Source organism: Sodaliphilus pleomorphus, assembly GCF_009676955.1.
In the GTDB taxonomy this organism is placed as follows: Bacteria; Bacteroidota; Bacteroidia; order Bacteroidales; family Muribaculaceae; genus Sodaliphilus; species Sodaliphilus pleomorphus.
This window is the reverse complement of the sequence record NZ_CP045696.1, coordinates 650,141-668,745: the sequence shown is the minus strand read 5'-3', so window position 1 is coordinate 668,745 and position 18,605 is coordinate 650,141. Positions and strand designations below refer to the sequence as shown.

17 protein-coding genes are annotated in these 18,605 nt (G+C 59.6%); 9 read left to right on the top strand and 8 right to left on the bottom strand.

Going from position 1 to position 18,605, the window contains the following annotated elements; all coding sequences use genetic code 11:
* The first annotated feature begins 12 nt into the window (after positions 1-12).
* The 7 genes from GF423_RS02745 (at position 13) to panD (ending at position 7,409) form a co-directional block, all read left to right on the top strand.
* Positions 13-1,206, top strand: coding sequence for a metallophosphoesterase (locus tag GF423_RS02745; RefSeq protein ID WP_154326937.1), 1,194 nt, complete (start codon positions 13-15; stop codon positions 1,204-1,206).
* 65 nt (positions 1,207-1,271) lie between these two features.
* On the top strand, positions 1,272-3,404 hold the full coding sequence (locus GF423_RS02740; RefSeq protein ID WP_154326936.1) for a Tex family protein: 2,133 nt from the start codon (positions 1,272-1,274) through the stop codon (positions 3,402-3,404).
* Complete coding sequence (locus GF423_RS02735; protein WP_154326935.1) at positions 3,401-3,802, top strand: 2-amino-4-hydroxy-6-hydroxymethyldihydropteridine diphosphokinase; 402 nt, start codon at positions 3,401-3,403, stop codon at positions 3,800-3,802. Before GF423_RS02740 ends, GF423_RS02735 begins: the two co-directional genes overlap by 4 nt.
* Positions 3,786-4,118 carry a YkvA family protein gene (locus tag GF423_RS02730; RefSeq protein WP_154326934.1) on the top strand — a complete coding sequence of 111 codons (333 nt, stop codon included), beginning with the start codon at positions 3,786-3,788 and terminating at the stop codon, positions 4,116-4,118. The genes GF423_RS02735 and GF423_RS02730 overlap by 17 nt, the downstream gene beginning before the upstream one ends.
* Positions 4,119-4,218: 100 nt before the next feature.
* Positions 4,219-5,940, top strand: coding sequence for a glutamine--tRNA ligase/YqeY domain fusion protein (locus GF423_RS02725; protein ID WP_154326933.1), 1,722 nt, complete (start codon positions 4,219-4,221; stop codon positions 5,938-5,940).
* A gap of 206 nt (positions 5,941-6,146) precedes the next feature.
* Complete coding sequence (gene panC, locus GF423_RS02720; protein WP_154326932.1) at positions 6,147-7,025, top strand: pantoate--beta-alanine ligase; 879 nt, start codon at positions 6,147-6,149, stop codon at positions 7,023-7,025.
* Positions 7,026-7,064: 39 nt separating this feature from the next.
* Entirely contained in the window at positions 7,065-7,409 is a 345-nt protein-coding gene (gene panD / locus GF423_RS02715) for an aspartate 1-decarboxylase (protein WP_154326931.1), read from the top strand.
* 99 nt (positions 7,410-7,508) lie between these two features.
* On the opposite strand, the gene panB is transcribed toward panD, so the two are convergent.
* Positions 7,509-8,327, bottom strand: a complete 819-nt coding sequence (gene panB, locus GF423_RS02710; protein ID WP_154326930.1) for a 3-methyl-2-oxobutanoate hydroxymethyltransferase — start codon at positions 8,325-8,327, stop codon at positions 7,509-7,511.
* A 141-nt stretch (positions 8,328-8,468) separates the two neighbouring features.
* On the opposite strand from panB, the gene GF423_RS02705 reads away from it, so the two are divergent.
* Positions 8,469-9,278 (top strand): Rossmann-like and DUF2520 domain-containing protein, encoded by an 810-nt coding sequence (locus GF423_RS02705; protein WP_154326929.1) that lies wholly within the window; start codon positions 8,469-8,471, stop codon positions 9,276-9,278.
* 95 nt (positions 9,279-9,373) lie between these two features.
* The gene (locus GF423_RS02700; protein ID WP_154326928.1) at positions 9,374-10,795 is read left to right on the top strand and encodes a hypothetical protein; all 1,422 of its coding nucleotides are present in this window, start codon (positions 9,374-9,376) and stop codon (positions 10,793-10,795) included.
* 159 nt (positions 10,796-10,954) lie between these two features.
* Here the strand turns inward: GF423_RS02700 and GF423_RS02695 are convergent, their stop codons facing one another.
* The 7 genes from GF423_RS02695 to GF423_RS02665 all read right to left on the bottom strand — a co-directional run bounded on the left by GF423_RS02695 (position 10,955) and on the right by GF423_RS02665 (position 18,429).
* Positions 10,955-12,130: a hypothetical protein gene (locus tag GF423_RS02695; protein WP_154326927.1), complete on the bottom strand. Its 1,176-nt coding sequence runs from the start codon at positions 12,128-12,130 to the stop codon at positions 10,955-10,957.
* Between the two features lie 271 nt (positions 12,131-12,401).
* A complete protein-coding gene (locus GF423_RS02690; protein WP_154326926.1) occupies positions 12,402-13,370 on the bottom strand; it encodes an AMP-binding protein in 969 nt (322 codons plus the stop codon).
* Entirely contained in the window at positions 13,349-14,401 is a 1,053-nt protein-coding gene (menC, locus tag GF423_RS02685; protein ID WP_394367013.1) for an o-succinylbenzoate synthase, read from the bottom strand. Before menC ends, GF423_RS02690 begins: the two co-directional genes overlap by 22 nt.
* Positions 14,398-15,225 (bottom strand): 1,4-dihydroxy-2-naphthoyl-CoA synthase, encoded by an 828-nt coding sequence (gene menB, locus GF423_RS02680; protein ID WP_154326924.1) that lies wholly within the window; start codon positions 15,223-15,225, stop codon positions 14,398-14,400. The genes menC and menB overlap by 4 nt, the downstream gene beginning before the upstream one ends.
* Before the next feature lie 41 nt (positions 15,226-15,266).
* Entirely contained in the window at positions 15,267-16,928 is a 1,662-nt protein-coding gene (menD, locus tag GF423_RS02675; RefSeq protein ID WP_154326923.1) for a 2-succinyl-5-enolpyruvyl-6-hydroxy-3-cyclohexene-1-carboxylic-acid synthase, read from the bottom strand.
* A 57-nt stretch (positions 16,929-16,985) separates the two neighbouring features.
* On the bottom strand, positions 16,986-18,014 hold the full coding sequence (locus GF423_RS02670) for a chorismate-binding protein (protein ID WP_154326922.1): 1,029 nt from the start codon (positions 18,012-18,014) through the stop codon (positions 16,986-16,988).
* Between the two features lies 1 nt (position 18,015).
* Positions 18,016-18,429 carry a PaaI family thioesterase gene (locus GF423_RS02665; RefSeq protein ID WP_154326921.1) on the bottom strand — a complete coding sequence of 138 codons (414 nt, stop codon included), beginning with the start codon at positions 18,427-18,429 and terminating at the stop codon, positions 18,016-18,018.
* Positions 18,430-18,605: the final 176 nt, after the last annotated feature.

Sequence of the window (18,605 nt, the reverse complement as noted above, 5' to 3'; positions counted from 1 at the left end):
ACAATTTGCCACATGACACTGTACTGGATACCGGGATTGATTGCCATTGTCATCGTCGGGCTGGCCGACTGGGTGATATTCAAGCGACTCAAGCGTGCGGGCTGCACATGGGCCCGTGTGCACGCGGGAGCTGCACTGTGTCTCTACGCCTTGCTGGCTGTGGCAGTGAGCCTGCCCAGCCACCGTTGCACCAATGCAGTGCTTGTGGCGCAGATGTGGATGCTCTACATTTTCTTCGCCATGTCGGTGTGCAAGTTGCTCACGCTGGGCATCTACTCCCTGTCGTGGATAGGACGGCAGCCGCGGTGGCTCAAGACGGCACTGCGCGTTGTGGCCGCTGCGGCGGGAGTTGCCGCCGTGGTCGAGTGTGGGGTGGGCGCATGGGTCACCCCCTATCGCATGCAGGTGACACGGGTCACCATCGAGAGCGACCGCCTGCCAGCAGCCTTCGACGGCTATCGCGTGGTGCAGTTCAGCGACCTGCACCTGGGCACCTACAACGGCGACACCCGCTTTGTGTCGCGTTGTGTGGACCAAATCAACAGCCTGCACCCCGACTTGCTGTGCTTCACTGGCGACATTGAGAACCGGCTCAATAGCGAGGTGCTCCCCTTCAAGCACATCTTGAGCCGCCTGCACGCGCGCGACGGTGTGTGGGCCGTGCGCGGCAACCACGATGTGGGCGGCTACTACGACTGGCCCACCAAGCACATCACCGACTACCAGGGAGGCATCGCCCTGACGCGCATGGAGGAAAGCCTGGGCTGGACGATGCTCAACAACCGCTATCGCTACCTGTCGCGAGGTGGCAGCAAGATAGCTTTGATAGGCCTCGACGGCTACGGCGGCTTGCCCATCCCCCCCGACGGCAACCTGGGCAAGGTGTATCCGGCTCATCGCGACAGCGTGTTTAAGATTGTGCTGCACCACAGCCCCGAGTTGTGGAACGACGCCTTCAACCGCGCCACGCGCGTCGACCTCATCTTGTGCGGGCACACCCATGCCATGCAGATGATTTTCGACATCATGGGCCACCGCTTCTCGCCGGCAATGTTCCAGTACCCGCAGTGGGGAGGCCTTTACACCGATGGCGGCGGCCAGCGCCACATCTACGTCAACACAGGCCTGGGGCAGGTAGGCATTCCGGCCCGGCTGGGCAGCGCAGTGCCCGAGATCACGCTCATCACCCTCAGGCGCAAGCCTTAGCCGGCAGCACTGGCCGGCTCGATGAAAAACAAACAAAATTATATATATTCACTAATATTGTGACCATGGTCGATAAAATTACAACACTCATATCGCAGGAGTTAAACATACCGCTTTCACAAGTGGCAGGCACGGTGGGCCTGTTGCGCGACGACAATTCAATCCCTTTCATCAGCCGTTACCGCAAGGAGGCCACAGGCGGGCTCGATGATGTGGCCATCCAGTCGATCGATGCCCGCCTCAACTATTACAACGACTTGCAGAAGCGCAAGTCGACCATCCTCAAGTCGATCGAAGCTCAAGACAAGCTCACCGACGAGCTCTCGCTCAAAATCTCCAATTGCTGGGACGCCAATACCCTCGAAGACATCTACCTGCCTTTCAAGCCCAAGCGCCGCACCCGTGCCCAGGTGGCCCGCGAGCGTGGCCTCGAGCCCTTGGCCAAAATCATCATGGCGCAGCACGGCGACAACATCGAGGCGCGTGCGCGCGCCTATGTCACCGACCAGGTGCCCGACGTTGAGGCAGCTGTTGCCGGGGCGCAAGACATCATTGCCGAGTGGGTGAGCGAGAACCAGGCCGTGCGCAACAGCGTGCGCCGCGCCTTCCGCCACGAGGCCGTGCTCACTTCTCACTATGTGAAAGGCAAGGAGATTGAAGGCCGCAACTATGAGAACTACTACGACTACAGCCAGCCCTTGCGGCGCGTGTCGTCGCACCAGTTGCTGGCCATGCGCCGCGGCGAGAAGGAGGGCTTCCTCAAGGTGACCATCAACATCAACGACGACCGGGCCATCGACAATGTGTGCCGCATCGTGGTGCGTGGCCACGGGCAGGCCGCAAGCCTGGTCGAGGAGGCTGCCACCGACAGCTACAAACGCTTGATCAAGCCCTCGATCGAGACCGAGTTTGCCGCTCAGTCCAAAGCCGTTGCCGACGACGAGGCCATCGAGATGTTTGCGCGCAACGCCCGTGAGCTGCTCTTTGCCCCGCCGCTGGGGCACAAGCGCGTGCTGGCCGTCGACCCGGGCTTCCGTACGGGGTGCAAGGTGGTGTGCCTCGACCAGAACGGCAACCTCAAGCACCACACGGTGATTTATCCCACAGCCCCACACTACGACATCGACGGTGCACGGGCCACCATGCAGGAGCTGGTGAAGAAATACGACATCGATGCCATCGCCCTGGGCAACGGCACCGCCAGCCGCGAGACCGAGCGCTTCTTGAAGCGCATCGACTATGGCCGGGAGGTGAACGTGTATGTGGTGAGCGAGAATGGCGCCTCAATCTACTCGGCCTCGCCCATTGCCCGCCAGGAGTTTCCTCACGAGGACGTGACCGTGCGCGGCGCAGTCTCGATAGGACGGCGCCTGCTCGACCCGCTTGCCGAGCTGGTGAAAATCGACCCCAAGTCGATAGGGGTGGGGCAGTACCAGCACGATGTTGACCAGAACAAGCTCAAAGAGGCACTGCACTTCACTGTCGAGAGCTGTGTCAACAGCGTGGGCGTGAACATCAACACTGCCAGCAAGGAGCTGCTCACCTATGTCGCCGGTCTGGGGCCGGCATTGGCCCAGAACATTGTCGACTACCGCAAGGAAAACGGCGACTTCCACTCACGCCGCGACCTCATGAAGGTGCCCAAGATGGGCGTGAAAACCTTCACGCAGGCCGCCGGCTTCCTGCGCGTGCCCGAGAGCAGCAATCCGCTCGACAACTCGGCAGTGCACCCCGAACGCTACAAGCTGGTCGAGCGCATGGCCGCCGATTGTGGCTGCACCGTGGCTGCACTCATAGGCGACGAGGAGCAGCGCAAGAAGGTCGACATCAAGCGCTACTTGAGCCCCGAGGTGGGCATGCCCACCCTGGTCGACATCGTCAAGGAGCTGGAAAAGCCTGGCCGCGACCCGCGCTCGACGGTGCAGACGGTGGAATTTGACGACAGCGTGCACGACATCAAGGACTTGCGAAAGGACATGGAGCTCAACGGCATCGTGACCAACGTCACCAAGTTTGGCGCCTTTGTCGACATTGGCATCCACGAGAACGGGCTGGTGCACATCTCCCAGCTTGCCGACCGCCGCGTGAGCGACCCCTCTCGTGTGGTGCACATCAACCAGCACGTGCGTGTGCGCGTTATCGACGTCGACCTCGACCGCAAGCGCATTGCCCTGTCGATGAAAGGAGTGCAGCAATGACGCCGCTCTCGCAAGTGGTATTGAGCCTGGGCAGCAATGTGCCCGCCCGCCACGAGATGCTCATGGCCGGCCTCGTGTGGCTGCGCGAGCATGGCCTGGAAGGCATGCGCTGCTCCACGCTCTACACCACGCCGGCACTGCACCCGGGAAAGCCCGAGTATATGAATGCCGTGGTTGCCGGCAGCGTCGCCCTGCATCGCGACGTGCTGAATGCTGCCCTCAAGCGCTACGAGGCAGCCTGCGGCCGCAACGACGACATGCGCTGTCGCGGCCTGGTGCCTATCGACATCGACATCGTGATGTGGAACGGAGCCGTACTGCGCAACCAGGATTTTCAACAACAATTTTTCCAGATAGGCTGGACACAAATCAACAACTCTCATGATGCAACCCATTAGTTTCAACGACGGCGACGCCAGCGGGCACATGCCCCCCAAGGCATCGCCCCTGCTCAAGGCCTGCCGTGTGATCTCGACACTGCTGCTTGTCGCGGCCATAGGCTACATCGTCATGCCCTACGACTTCGACAGCATGGGATGGCTGGGCTATGTCGACGACTTCTTTCTCTTCATGGCTGCCTTCACCTTCTTCAACGGCAGTTTCCAGAAGGCCGCACGGCGCACCATGCGTCGCCAGCTCTACATGATAGCCCTCCTATTCTTTGTCATGGCCGTGGTGTGGGTGCTGGTGCTCAATACACTGGAGGCCAACTGACATTTTTTGGCACAGCTCTTCATTTTTGACGCCTGTTGAAAACAAATGTGCACTTTTTTTAGTAAATTTGCACTTTCAATATAGAACAAATCACAACACTATGGCTGAGAATAATGTAGAAAACCCTCAGAACGATGAGAAAAAAGCTGGACTCAACTTTGTGCAGCAACTTGTGGCCGACGACTTGAAGGCAGGCAAAAACGGCGGACGACTCAACACACGCTTCCCGCCCGAGCCCAACGGTTACCTGCACATCGGGCACGCCAAGGCCATATGCATGGACTTCGGTGTGGCCGAGATGTTTGGCGGCACTACCAACCTAAGATTTGACGACACCAATCCTGTAAAAGAGGATACCGAATATGAGCAAGCCATCATGCGCGACATCCACTGGCTGGGCTACGACTGGGGCGACCGCCTCTACTATGCAAGCGACTACTTCCCCAAGCTCTTCGACTTTGCCATCGACCTCATCAAGCGGGGCCTGGCCTATGTCGACGACCAAAGCGCCGAGCAGATTGCCGCCCAAAAGGGCACGCCCACTACTCCGGGACAGAACAGTCCCTACCGCGACCGCACTCCCGAGGAGAACCTCGACCTCTTCCTGCGCATGAACAAAGGCGAGTTTCCCGAGGGCAGCCGCGTGCTGCGTGCCAAGATCGACATGGCCAGCGACAACATGCACTTCCGCGACCCCATCATGTACCGCATCATCTTGAAACCGCACTGGCGCACCGGCGACAAGTGGAAGGTGTATCCCATGTATGACTTTGCACATGGGCAGAGCGACTACTTCGAGGGCGTGACTCACTCGATCTGCACCCTCGAGTTTGTGCCCCACCGCCCCCTCTACGACTACTTCGTGAGGCTGCTTGCCGGCGACACTGTCGACCAGTACTGCCCGCGGCAGATTGAGTTCAACCGTCTCAACCTCACCTACACGGTCATGAGCAAGCGCAAGCTGCGCCAGCTCGTCGAGGAACACACCGTGAGCGGCTGGGACGACCCGCGCATGCCCACACTGTGCGGCTTGCGCCGTCGCGGCTACACCCCGCAGTCGATCAAAAATTTTATCAACGACATCGGCTACACCAAGTATGAGGCCCTCAACGACATCAGCCTGCTCGAGCATGCCATACGCGACGACTTGAACCGCAATGCCACGCGTGTGTGCGCCGTGCTCAACCCTGTGAAAGTGGTGATTACCAACTATCCCGACGACAAGGTCGAGCTCCTCGACATGGACAACAATCCTGAGCAGGAAAACGCTGGCACCCACAAGATGCCCTTCAGCCGCGAGCTCTATATCGAGCGCGACGACTTCATGGAGAACCCTCCCAAGAAGTTTTTCCGTCTCACTCCAGGCAAGGAAGTGCGCCTCAAGGGCGGCTACATTATCATGTGCACCGGCTGCACCAAGGACGCTCAGGGCAACGTGACCGAGATACAGTGCACCTACGACCCCGACACGCTGAGTGGCATGCCTGGTGCCAACCGCAAGGTGAAAGGCACCCTGCACTGGGTGAGCGCTCGCCACTGTCATGATGCCGAGGTGCGCCTCTACGACCGCCTCTTTGCCGTCGAGAACCCCAGTGCCGAGACCGAGCGCGACTTCCGCGAGCTGCTCAATCCCGACTCGCTCAAGGTCATCGACAATGCCAAGGTAGAGCCCTGGCTCGCCGACAATGCCAAGGTGGAAGACAAGTTCCAGTTCCAGCGCATAGGCTACTTCTGTGTCGACCCCGACTCTACGCCCGAGAAGCTGGTGTTTAACCGCACCATCGGCCTGAAAGACAGTTGGGCCAAAGCCCAAAAGAAATAACCGCACCCGTCACAGGCTGCCACACATCACTCATCCACGCAGGGGCTGTGCCACACACACCGTGGCACAGTCCCTGCGTGTGTCTCTCTTGCTCTTCAACAAGATGGATCGGCCGGCTTGGCCCATGTCAATTGTGTAAAATACTGTGCTGTGCTTGGCTGTTGGCCAAAAATGTTGTTACTTTGCACCTCGAAAACAAACAAGCAATGAAAGTATTCAAATCGATTGTTGATCTTCAGAACGAGCTTTTCCTGGCCCGCAAAGAGGGTAAAAAGATTGGCTTGGTGCCAACTATGGGAGCGCTGCACGAGGGCCACGCCTCGCTCATCAAGCGCAGTGTGAAAGAAAACGGGGCGACAGTGGTATCGATTTTCCTCAATCCTACTCAGTTCAACGACAAGGGCGACCTGGAGCGCTACCCGCGCACGCTCGACGCCGACTGCAAGCTGTGTGAAGCCTGTGGAGCACAATATGTCTTTGCCCCCTCGGTGAAAGAAATGTATCCCAAGCCCGACACGCGCCACTTCGACTTCCCGCCGCAGACTACCGTCATGGAAGGGGCCAAGCGCCCCGGCCACTTCAACGGCGTGTGCCAGGTCGTGAGCCTGCTCTTCTACATCGTGAAGCCCGACCGTGCCTATTTCGGCGAAAAAGACTGGCAGCAGATTGCCGTGATCAAGCGCCTCGTGAAATACATAGGCTACGACAAGCGCATCACCATCGTGGAGTGCCCCATCGTGCGCGATGCCGACGGGCTGGCCAAGAGTTCGCGCAACGCCCTGCTCTCGCCCGACGAGCGCGCCATCGCTCCCAACATCTACAAGGCACTCAAGCAGAGCGTTGACTACGCCAAGAGCCACACGGTGAAAGAAACCCACGACAAGGTGGTGGCCGACATCAATGCTGTCGACGGCCTTGAGGTGGAATATTTTGAGATTGTCGACGGCAACACGCTGCTCGACGTCGACAGCTGGGACGACAGCGACTATATAGTGGGCTGCATCACGGTGTATTGCGGCAAGACGCCCATCAGGCTCATCGACCACATCAAGTACAAGCCTGCCGAGGGCGAGCAACAACAATAATAATATAAAAACATATATATATACAGATACACAGTTACAATGCAAATACAAGTACTCAAGAGCAAGTTGCACTGCGTCACCGTCACCGATGCCAACCTTCAATACATAGGCAGCATCACTATCGACGAAGACCTGATGGACGCTGCCAACATGATAGCCGGCGAGAAGGTGCAAATTGTCGACAACAACAACGGCGAGCGCTTTGAGACCTACATCATCAAGGGCGACCGCGGCTCGGGCTGCATCTGCCTCAACGGCGCTGCAGCACGCAAGGTGCAGATAGGCGACACGGTCATCATCATCTCCTATGCCATCATGGACTTTGAAGAGGCCAAGACCTTCAAGCCCACAGTGGTTTTCCCCAAGCCGGGCAACAAGCTCTAATACTGGCGGCAACCACAACCACTATACAATGCGCGAGATGGGCCTCCCAGCCAGGAGACCTCTCTCGCGCGCATTGTGCCATGTGGGTGCTTGGCCGGCTCAATAGCTCTCGTCGGCGTTGGGGAAACTGCCGGTTTTCACCGCCTCGATGTAGGATTGCACCCCCTGGGTCATGCACTGGGCCATCTGGGCAAAGTGGCGCAGGAACTTGGGCTTGAACCCTTGTGTCATGCCCAGCGCGTCGGCATAGACGAGCACCTGCCCGTCGGTGCCGGCACCGGCTCCTATGCCTATCGTGGCAGCTTTCACCTCGCGCGTGACCTGGCTGGCAAGCGCGGCGGGCACCTTCTCGAGCGTGATGGCAAAGCAGCCAGCCTGGTCGAGGGCGTGGGCGTCGGCCAGGAGCTTGCGGGCCTCGGCCTCTTCCTTGGCACGCAGACCGTAGCCGCCAAACTTGTGTATGCTTTGCGGCGTGAGGCCCAAATGGCCCTCGACGGGTACCCCGGCTGCCACAATGGCGCCTATGGTGCCGGCCATCTCGGCCCCGCCCTCGAGCTTCACGGCGTCGACTCCTGTCTCCTTCATGATGCGCACGGCATTGCGCACGGCCTCCTCGCGGCTCACCTGGTAGGAGCCGAAAGGCATGTCGCACACCACAAGGCAGTGCTTGCAGGCGCGTGCCACAGCACGGGCATACACGATCATCTCGTCGATGGTGATGGGCAGCGTGGTCTCGTTGCCCGCCATGACGTTGGAGGCCGAGTCGCCCACCAGTATCGAGTCGATGCCGGCACGGTCGATGATGCCCGCGGTAGTAAAGTCGTAGGAGGTGAGCTGCGCTATCTTCTCGCCGGCAGCCTTCATCTCCGAAAATGTCTTAGTGGTAATTTTTTTCTTGTCTGTTGTTAAATACCCCATGATTGTGTTGATTGTTTTTGCGGGTGCAAAGTTATATAATTATTTCGTAACTTTGTAGCAGGCATGGGGACTAAGCCCTTGCCCGTTACCTGCATGTGCAGCTTTTTGCCACAGGAACAATGCTAAAAATGAAGTCAAGCGATGAAGATTGTGTTGATAGGAGCGGGTAACCTTGCCACCCATCTGGGCAAGGCGCTCGCCAGGGCTGGGCACGACGTTGCCCAGGTCTATAGCCGTACGATGGAATCGGCCGCCACGCTGGCCGCTGTGCTGCATTGCAGGGCCTGCTGCGACCTGGCCAAGCTCGACAGCGATGCCGAGGTCTACATCATCTCGATCAAGGACTCGGCGCTCGCCAGCGTGGCCGCCCAGGCTTGTGCGGGACGGCAGGGCGGCGTGTGGCTGCACACGGCCGGGTCGATGCCCCTCGACGTCTTCAAGGGCCTCGTGCCGCACTATGGCGTGCTTTATCCCATGATGACGTTTTCCAAGGAGCGCGAGGTCGACTTCTCGGTCATTCCCACAATGGTCGAGTACAACGACTCCACAGCCCAAGACGCCGTCGAGGCGCTGGCGCACTCGGTCACGCAGCGCGTCGTTCAGCTCTCCTCGGCTCGCCGCCGCTATCTGCACCTGGCAGCTGTGTGGGCTTGCAACTTTGCCAACCACTGCTACGATGTCGCCTCGCAGCTGCTGGCCGCCCACGACATCCCCATCGATGTCATGCTGCCCCTCATCGACGAGACGGCGCGCAAGGTGCACACCCTCACGCCGCGCCAGGCCCAGACGGGGCCTGCCGTGCGCTACGACCAGAACGTGATTGCCGCCCAAGCCCGGCTCATGGCCCGCGAGGCTGGCCCGCAGCTCGAAGAGCTCTACCTGCGCTTGTCGCAAAGCATCCACGCCGCAGCCCAGCAACCGCCAGCCCACAGTCAAGAACGCAAGCTGTGAGGCGGTGCGGGCGTGATAGTTTTTTGGGGGGGAGGGCGCGAATTTTTGTAATTGGGATTTTTTTCGATATATTTGTAAATCAATTTATATCGCCTATGCAGAAGATTGGTCTTAAAATAACGAGAAACGGCAGTGTCGTCTATGTCGACAACGCCGACGGCGTGTGGAATGCGCCTGCTATCGACTATGAGCGTGCACTGCACGTGCTTGGCAATGTGGGCAATGGCGATGGTATCTACATGCTCTCCTACGGGCGCCACGGCACCTATGTGGGCCTGGTGATGATCATCGACGCCAATGTGACCGAGGTGTGCCTCTACATTCCGGCCACGGTCGATGTGGCCTGGCCACAGCTGGCACAGCTCATGGGCACATTGAAGCAAGCGGTGAACAGCGGCGCAATTCACGGCTCGCGGCTGGGGCAGCTCCTGGCTCCCGAGTATCCTGTGCGCGAGCCTGCGCAGTCTTTTGACTCGTCGCAGGGCGACCGCTACGCCTGCCACTACTTCGGGCAGGCCGACGGCGACACCCTGGGCGACTTGCTCACAGGCCGTGTCTATGAGCCTTACTTCAGCAAGTATAAGCTCGTGTTGCTCATCGACAACTCCCTGCCTGTGACTGTGCCCGATGATTGTGTCGACTTGTCGACCGTTGTGCCCGCTGCGCCGGCATCGACTGCCAGTCTCGACGACGACGAGCCGCTCCCGCCGCCCTTCGACCCCAACTATGACTACTATGGCGATGAGCCCGCTCCCGCTGCTGGGGCTGTCGAGCCCGCCACTCCGGCCGAAGAGCCTGCCGAGTCTGAGCCTCGGTCCTGGCAGCAGCCGCCCTGCGAGCCCGAGCAACCGTCGGCACCGCAATACCGCCCCTATGAGCCTGAGGCGCCCGACCAGGCCGGCAAGCGCGGCAAGCTGACCAAGGCTGTGGTGCTGGGTGTCTTAGGCGTGGCTGTGCTGGGTGGCGGCCTCTATGCCGTGGGGCACCACTTCGGGTGGTTTGGCGGCCATGAGCCTGCCGCAATGGTCGAGGAGCAGTCGATCGCCCCCGAAAACTCAGTGGTTCAGCCCTCGGCCGATGAGTTGCTGGCCAATGCTTTGAATGCCGGCACGTGGAGCCGCGACGACTTTGAGGCCGCTGGCTACGGCTACTTGTGGGACGAAATCAACCAGTTTAAGTTCAGCACCTTGCTCAGCGAGAATCTGCCCGAGCAGGCTGCCTCCAGCAGGGGGTGGCAACGGCTTGTGGCTGCAATTGGCGAGCGAGCTGCCAGCGATTTGCAAGATTTCACGCCAGGTCAGGCTTTCACGCGTGGCATGAGCATCGATGTGCGAGCCTATTTGAAATACATCACCACTCAACCCGAAGTTGTGGAGGAGGAACCCGAGGTCGAGATCCCCGAGCAGGAGGAAGTGAGTGCTGCGCCCGCCGAGCCGCAATCCCAGCCCGAGCCCAGCCATGCTGCTCCGGCAAGCGACAATCCTGCAAATGGCGCGATTGAGCCTGGCGCCGAGTAGAGGCGGGTGCCTGATGGCGCCTGTGCGACAGAAACGTGCTGCCGAAGATGGCGTGAAAGAAAAAAATTACGGGGCTGTGCCTGAATGTTGGCACAGCCCCGTAGAGTTTATTCTTGCTTTCAGTCGGTCGACAACGTTACCGCAAGTCGGCCTGCTGTTTTATTTCAGCATCTTGGTAGCGCTCTGGCTGCCGTCGGTGTAGCGGGTGACCACAATGTTGACGCCCTCAAATGGCTCGTTGCTCACTTGGCCTTGCAGGTTCACATAGTGCTTGCCAGCCACAACCTTCTGGGCAGTCACGTCCTTCACACCAGTCAGCTCATGAGGATAGGTGAAGAATGTGTCGGTGCTCACGTTGCCGTTCTCGTCGGCAAAGAAGATCTTGGTGTCGCTGCACTGGTTGATCCAGTAGCCAGTGGTCGACAGGATCGTCCACGTATTGGTCAGGTTGATTTGTGCGGGATGACCAGCGCCGGTACCGTTGATATTGGCGATGGTGTCTTGGCCTGCTGCATCGTAACCAATCGTGAAGAAAGTGCCATACTGTTCACCCTGGTCCAGCACATTCTGCTTGGGAATAACCACTGTAGAGTCGGCATTCTTTGCCAGGCCAACTACGCAACCAAAGTCGGCAAAGTTCGACAGCATCACTGCAGAGTCGGTCTGCTCGACATAGAGCATCACGTTCTGGGCGCCCTTGCCGGTTTGGTTATAGGTCATGCGGGCATTGGGCTTGTTGAAGAAGTTGCTTTGGAACATAAGATCGCCGAAGTAGTAGCCGGCATATTGGCCAGTGACGATGAAGCATGCCCACGGGCTGGTGATAACCATGCTGCCATCATCATTGATAACGCCTTGGATGGGGTCGGTTGTTTTACTCACCTTGCCTTGGTCGTCGACGCTTATGCAATACATCGGGCAGTCTCCGTAGCTTGAGCCGCTCTTGTACAGTTTGGTGCCCGAAGGAATAGTGAAGGTGCCGTTGGCAACGTCGACCTTGGCTTTCACGTCGAATGAATAGTTATCGCTGATGCCTGCAAAGTTCTTGAAGGTGATCGAGTCGCCTGTTGCGGTCACTGTGGTAGTGCCTGCAGAATAGAAGCCCTCCATGGGGATGTTGGTCTCGATATAGGTTCCTGCCAGGTCGCTGGCACTTGAAACCTTGGCACGCACTTTCTTTGCTTTCTTAGCAAAAAGAGAATTGCTGCGCAGGCTGTTCACATTCACCTTGGCATTGGTGGGCGTGTAACTGCGGGTAGAGGTCTCCATTGTGGTTGCGGCACTTGCTGTCAAAGCGATTGCAAGAGCAGCGATTGCAAGTAAAGATTTCTTCATAATGTTTTGTTTAAAGAGTTAATAAAATAGGATATCTTGTGTTATCTCATTTGCATAAATAAAATACCTAATCTCTATCAAGTATTATGATTTGTTTACAAAGGAAATGTAAATTTTTATAATCTGCAACTTTTTTGGCAAGAAATCTTCGTTTTGGTGCAGTATTTTTTTTGTGGTTGTGTATATAAATTGCCGTTTACCGCAGTGGCGCCATCCCTGCCCTGGGTGCCGCCCAGTGCACTGCGATGCCATCAGTGTGTGCGCACGGGTGCTACAGCGTGTTGCAGTAGCGCTCGGCCTGGGCGCGTGCCGGCTTGCCGGTGGCAGTGAGGGGCAGCTTGTCGATGTGCACCACCCGCCGCGGGCGCCAGTAGCGGTTGGCTATGGCCAGCCGGCATGCGGCCTCGACGGCGGCTGTGTCGGGGTCCTGGGTGAGCAGCACTATCATCTCGCCCAGGCGTGCGTCTTTCTTCTTCGAAATGATGAAGGGGGCCTTCAAGTGGGGCTTGAGCAGGTGCTCCACCTCCTCGATTTGCACCTTGATGCCGCCGGTGTCGATCACGTTGTCGATGCGACCCAGTATCTTGAACCTGCCGTTCTCGACAATGGCGCGGTCGTTGGTCGTGAGCGGGGCAGGGCACACCTGCGGGGCATCGATGGTGAGGCAACCGCGGCTGTCGAGCCCCACGGTCACGCTCTCAAAGGGGGTGTACCACTGGCTGGCCTGCGGGCCGCTGAGCCGCCTCAGGGCGATGTGCGACAGGGTCTCGGTCATGCCGTAGGTGCTCCACACGGCCCGTGGAAACTGCTTGAGCTCGCGGGCCAGGCTGTCGTCGATGGCACCGCCGCCTATGATGAGGTGGTCGATGGCCTCGAGCCGCGCCCGCTCCTGGGGCTCTTGCAGCGAGTTGACGACTTGCAGGGGCACCATGGCGGCAAAATTGATGTGCTGGCTCACTGTGGCCAGCGGGTGACCGCTGGGGGGCACGGCGATGAGCTTGAGCCCGGCCACGAGGCTGCGCACCACCACCATCTTGCCGGCAATGTAGTCGAGCGGCATGCACAGCAGGGCTGTGTCGCCGCGTTGCAGGCCCAGAAAGCGGCACGTGATGCGGGCGCTGCAGGCCATGCGCCTTTTTTCCACCATCATGGGCTTGGGCTTGCCGGTCGAGCCGCTGGTGTGCACGAGCACGCGGTCGCTTGGGTTGTTCCACTCGGCTATGAATGTATCGAGGTCCATAGGCAGTCTCCTTTTATTTCAAGTGGCATCGCGATGTTGTCGGTATAGAGCAGTCCGGTGCCCAGTCCTTGCGGCATTTCGATGTGGGGCCCGTAGATGTGGGCGGCAAGTTGGGCGATGGCGTTGAGCCCCACGTTGCTCTCGAGGGCGCTGGTTATCCAGCTGCCTGTGCCGCGTTCGGTGGCCAGCTGCACCCATTCCTGTGTGCCGGCAATGCCGCCGTGCAGCGAGGGTTTCAAGATGATGTAGCGGGGCTTGATGGTGTCGAGCAGCTCGATTTTGCGCTCTCGCGTGTTCACCCCTATGAGTTCCTCGTCGAGTGCGATGGGCACGGGCGAGTCTTGGCACAACCGGGCCATCACCTGCCACTGGCCAGCCATGACGGGCTGCTCGATCGAGTGGATGCCGTACGGGGCCAGGGCCTCGAGGCGCTTGAGGGCACAGGCCGGGGTGAAACCGCCGTTGGCGTCGACGCGCAGCTCCACTTGCTCGGGTGTGAAACGCTCTCTGATGTGGGCGATGAGGTCGAGCTCGCGCTCAAAGTCGATGGCGCCTATCTTGAGTTTCACGCAACCGTAGCCCTGCTTGAGTTTCGCCTCGAGCCGGGCCAGCATCTCGTCGTGAGTGCCCATCCACACGAGACCGTTGATGGGAATGCCTTCCTCGCCACGGGTGAAGGGTGTGTCGTAGATGACGGGCAGCTGCCGGCCGTGTCCGCAGTCGATGTTGCCGCCTTGCAGGTGGCGCATGGCTGTCTCCAGGCCGAAAAGCATCGAGGGGTAGCGGCTCAAGTCACGCGTGGGGATGACGCCCGTGCGCGCCACCTCGTCGCAGCACTCACGCAGCACCTGGCCGTAGTGGGGCAGGTCGTCGCAGCTCAAGCGGGGCAGCGGTGCACACTCGCCCAGCCCCGTGTGCTCGCCGTCGCTCATCGTCACCAGCCACGAGCGGCGGGTGGTGTACACGCCGCGCGAGGTGCCGGCCGGCTGCTTGAAGTGCAGCGTTCGTTGGTCGATAGTTATTCTCATCAAGGCAGTTTGGGATATTTTTTAAAGTCGGGTTTGCGTTTTTCCAAAAAGGCCTTGCCGCCTTCCTGGGCCTCGTCGAGGAAGTAGTAGAGCATGGTGGCATCGCCTGCCAGCTCCTGGATGCCTGCCTGACCGTCGAGCTCGGCGTTGAGGCCGGCCTTGATCATGCGCAGGGCCAGGGGCGAACGCTGCATCATGGTCTGGGCCCACTCCACGCAGGTGTCCTCGAGCTGGTCGAGGGGCACCACCTTGTTGACCATACCCATCTGCTCGGCCTCGCGAGCTGTGTACTGGCGGCACAAGAACCATATCTCGCGGGCTTTCTTCTGACCCACGATGCGGGCCAGGTAGCTCGACCCGAAGCCGGCGTCGAACGAGCCCACCTTGGGCCCCGTTTGCCCAAAGATGGCATTCTCGCTGGCGATGGTGAGGTCGCACACCAGGTGCAGCACGTGGCCGCCACCTATGGCGTAGCCGTTCACCATGGCTATCACGGGCTTGGGCAGACGGCGTATCTGCATCTGCACGTCGAGCACATTGAGGCGTGGCACGCCATCGCTGCCCACATAGCCCCCGCGGCCTTTCACGTGCATGTCGCCCCCGCTGCAGAAGGCTTTGTCGCCAGCGCCGGTGAGCAGCACCACGCCTATGCGCTGGGCCTCGCGGCACCAGGCAAAGGCCTGGCTCATCTCCCACGTGGTGAGTGGGGTGAAGGCGTTGCGGTAGCGCGGCCGGTTGATGGTGATCTTGGCAATGCCGTCGTATTCTTCAAACAAGATTTCCTTGAAGTCGAAGTCTTCAATCTTTTTCCATTCTCTTTTTGCCATAATGTTGTGTGATATTGTAGTGTTGTTTTTATTCTCTGTTTTCATCGGCCGCTTTCGATGTGCAGCGTGCTGTAGTATCTTTTATACTCCTCGGCATCGGCCTCGGGGCGGGTAAACACTTCGAGCACGATGGGACGGTCGCTTGTAGCCGCTGTGAGCTCTTGTAGGCCGGTTTCGAGCTCTTGCTCGTTGCGGGCGGCCAGGTAGCTCACGCGGCAGGCTTGGCACAGACCCTGGGCGCTGGTGTGGTGGCTGCCGGCAATCATTGTGTCGCGGGCCGGGCTCTTGTCGAGGCCCTTGAGCTGGTTGAAGATGCCGCCCATGCCGTTGTTGAGCAGCATGATGCGCAGGTTGCCGCGCAGGTCCTGGTTCCACAACGCGTTCTGGTCGTAGAAAAAGCTCAGGTCGCCGGTCACAAGCATCACTCTATGGGGGGTGGCGGCTGCATAGCCTGCCGCTGTCGACGTGCTGCCGTCGATGCCGTTGATGCCGCGGTTGCACCACACGTAGTGACGGGCGTAGATGCCGGCCAGACGCACGGCCGTGGAGTTGGCATAGTGGCAGTGCCAGCCCTGCTGCATGTCGAGCTCGCGCTCGAGCAGTTGCACGGCCCGCAACTGTGAGTATTGTGGCTCGAATGTGGCTGCATGGTCACGGGCAACGTCCAGGGCATGGTGCCAGCGTGTGACGTAGGCATTTTCACCTGCCTGAAGCGACGCCTGGCGGGCATTGTGCAGCCAGTCGAGGGCTGTGGCCAGGTCGCAGTCGACCACGCCCTTGAGGTGCATGAAGGTGTCGTGCACACTCTCGTCCAGCTCCCACATGGCGGCACTGCTGGCCAGCCGCAAAAATTTTTTTAATCGCTTGCTCACAATTGTGCCGCCGGCATAGAGCACAAAGTCGGGCATGTAGGCCTCGTCGGCCCCCACGGCGTGCAGCACCTCGTCGCAGTGCGAGGGCTGCCCTGTGGGGCTCAAGGGCTCGCTCAGCACCACAGCCTGCCGGGCAATGCGCGCGATGCTGTCTTGCAGCCCGTTGCAGTGCCCGTCGAGTTGGCCTATCACGATCATGGGCTTGCGAGCCTGGGCATAGTCGCTGGCCATGGCACTGCAAGAGGCCGTGTGCGACTCGGTGCAGGTGATTGCGCGCTCGGCTGGCAGCTCGGGCGTGGTGAACTCAAAGAGGGGTTCGCTTATGGGCACATTGATGTGCACACTGGGCCGGTCTTGCTTCCAGGCTGTGATGAGGGCTTCGTTCACGAGGCGGTTGCACTCCCAGCGGGTCAGGGCGTCGTGTGGCTCGGGCAGATTCACGCACCGGGCCACAAAGGTGCCCAATGCCCCGGGCTGGGGCATTGTCTGCCCGTCGAGCTGGCCTATCCAGGCACTGGGACGGTCGGCCGAAATCACGACGATGCCGTGGTGCTGAAAGGTGGCCTCGGCCACTGCAGGGGCTGTGTTGAGCAGGGCAGTGCCCGATGTCACGCACACAACCACTGGCGCCTGTGTGGCCTGTGCCAGCCCCAGGGCGTAGAAGGCGGCGCTGCGCTCGTCGGTCACGGCATGGCACGTGATGCCAGGGCACGCATTCAGGTTGTGCACGATGGCGCCGTTGCGCGAGCCAGGGCACACCACGGCGTGCCTTATGCCGTGGGCCACGAGCAGGGCGGTGAGCTGGTTCACATTATCCTTGTTGCAATACATGAGTGGTGTTGAAATTGTTGTCGTTATTCCTTAATATATTAATGGCCAATTCAATGGTCAGGTCGTGAGCAGTCGCAGCATGGTTCCCATCTTGGCCTGTGTTTCTTCCCACTCTTGTTGCTCCACGCTGTCGCTCAAGATTCCCCCGCCGGCATAGAGGGTGCACGCCGTGTGGTCAATGCGCATGCAGCGCAGCGACACATAGAGGTGGGTGGCGCCATCGATGCCCAGCGGACCGGCAAAGCCGCTGTAGTAGCTGCGGGCTGTCGTCTCGTGGGCGGCGATGAAGTCGCGCGTGGCTTGCTTGGGCAGGCCGCACACGGCAGGAGTGGGGTACAGGCTGTCGAGCAGCGGGCCCAGCAGCTCGTCGCTCTCGAGCGTGAAGTCGAAGGTACTCTTGAGGTGCAGCAGGGCTCCGGCACGGGCGGTCATGGGGCCGCGTTGCTCGATGTTGCTGGCATAGCGGGCGAGGTAATGGTGCACATAGGTGGCCACAAGGCGCTGTTCTCTTATGTTTTTCACACTCCAGGCTGCATGCTCGTCGCAGCCCTTCATGGTGCCTGCCAGCGCCACCGTGTGCCAGCAGCCGCCGCTGCCGCTCAGCATGACCTCGGGCGTGGCCATGAGCCAGGTGCCGCAGGTTGCGGTGTGCACCAGTGTCACCATTTGGTGCGGATAGAGATTGCAGGCTCGGTAGAAGAGTTGGGTGGCCTTTACTGGCGCCGAGGTGGCCACTCTCATCTGCCTTGCCAGCACGATCTTTTGAAATTCGCCGCTCGTGAGCTTTTCGTGAAACCGCTCAAAGTCGCGGTGATAGGCCTCGCGCCCATCCCCGCCCCCGGCAAGGGCGCCCGGCTCGAGCACGGGCGGCTGGGGCTGTGCAGCGGCAGGCAGCAGGTAGCTCTTCACCTCGTCGGGCTTGATGAGCAGCAAGGGCTCGCTGGCAGCTATCGTGAAAGGAGCCACGGCAAAGCCTTGTTGCCCGCTCAGCTCCTTGCACGACGACAGAGCCCGCGGCTCGTTGTGACTGGCGATGCGGGTCACGTGGTCGTGGTCGGGGAGGCGGTATAGTGCAAAGCTGGCCATGTCAGTGCTGCAACGGAATGAGGTAGTTGGTCACGCGGGCTGTCGAGATGGTCTCGTCGTCTTTGTTCTTGATGTCGATGTTCCACACGTGCATCGTGTGGCCCTTGTGCAGGATGCGGGCCTTTGCCCTCACACGCTCTCCCACGGGCACAGGCAGCAGGTGGTTGGCACTCACGTTCAGCCCCAGTGGCACGCGGTCGGGACACAAGGCATAGCTGCCCACGCCAGCCACATTCTCGGCAATGGCCAGCGAGGTGCCGCCGTTGAGAAACCCGAAGGGCTGGCTCACGGCTGGAGTTACCTGCATGGTTGCCTCAAGCGTGTCGGGGTCGGGGGTGGAGATGAATTCAAGCCCCAGTGTGGTGGCCAGGCTCTCGACACCTTGCATTTTCTTCTTCACTTCGGTCAAGTCCATAATAATTGTGCATTTGTTTTCACTCAGCACACAAAATTACTGCAAGTCGAGCGAAATGCAAAACCAAAAGCCCAGCTTTTGAGTTTTGGCATTCCCGAGACGAAGCGTGATTTATTCAAAATTACTGCAAGTCGAGCGAAATGCAAAACCAAAAGCCCGCTTTTGAGTTTTGACAT

Coding starts and splice junctions, on each gene's coding strand:
- GF423_RS02745 (WP_154326937.1), top strand. CDS start 13: ATGACACTGTACTGGATACCGGGATTGATTGCCATTGTCATCGTCGGG.
- GF423_RS02740 (WP_154326936.1), top strand. CDS start 1,272: ATGGTCGATAAAATTACAACACTCATATCGCAGGAGTTAAACATACCG.
- GF423_RS02735 (WP_154326935.1), top strand. CDS start 3,401: ATGACGCCGCTCTCGCAAGTGGTATTGAGCCTGGGCAGCAATGTGCCC.
- GF423_RS02730 (WP_154326934.1), top strand. CDS start 3,786: ATGATGCAACCCATTAGTTTCAACGACGGCGACGCCAGCGGGCACATG.
- GF423_RS02725 (WP_154326933.1), top strand. CDS start 4,219: ATGGCTGAGAATAATGTAGAAAACCCTCAGAACGATGAGAAAAAAGCT.
- panC (WP_154326932.1), top strand. CDS start 6,147: ATGAAAGTATTCAAATCGATTGTTGATCTTCAGAACGAGCTTTTCCTG.
- panD (WP_154326931.1), top strand. CDS start 7,065: ATGCAAATACAAGTACTCAAGAGCAAGTTGCACTGCGTCACCGTCACC.
- panB (WP_154326930.1), bottom strand. CDS start 8,327: ATGGGGTATTTAACAACAGACAAGAAAAAAATTACCACTAAGACATTT.
- GF423_RS02705 (WP_154326929.1), top strand. CDS start 8,469: ATGAAGATTGTGTTGATAGGAGCGGGTAACCTTGCCACCCATCTGGGC.
- GF423_RS02700 (WP_154326928.1), top strand. CDS start 9,374: ATGCAGAAGATTGGTCTTAAAATAACGAGAAACGGCAGTGTCGTCTAT.
- GF423_RS02695 (WP_154326927.1), bottom strand. CDS start 12,130: ATGAAGAAATCTTTACTTGCAATCGCTGCTCTTGCAATCGCTTTGACA.
- GF423_RS02690 (WP_154326926.1), bottom strand. CDS start 13,370: ATGGACCTCGATACATTCATAGCCGAGTGGAACAACCCAAGCGACCGC.
- menB (WP_154326924.1), bottom strand. CDS start 15,225: ATGGCAAAAAGAGAATGGAAAAAGATTGAAGACTTCGACTTCAAGGAA.
- menD (WP_154326923.1), bottom strand. CDS start 16,928: ATGTATTGCAACAAGGATAATGTGAACCAGCTCACCGCCCTGCTCGTG.
- GF423_RS02670 (WP_154326922.1), bottom strand. CDS start 18,014: ATGGCCAGCTTTGCACTATACCGCCTCCCCGACCACGACCACGTGACC.
- GF423_RS02665 (WP_154326921.1), bottom strand. CDS start 18,429: ATGGACTTGACCGAAGTGAAGAAGAAAATGCAAGGTGTCGAGAGCCTG.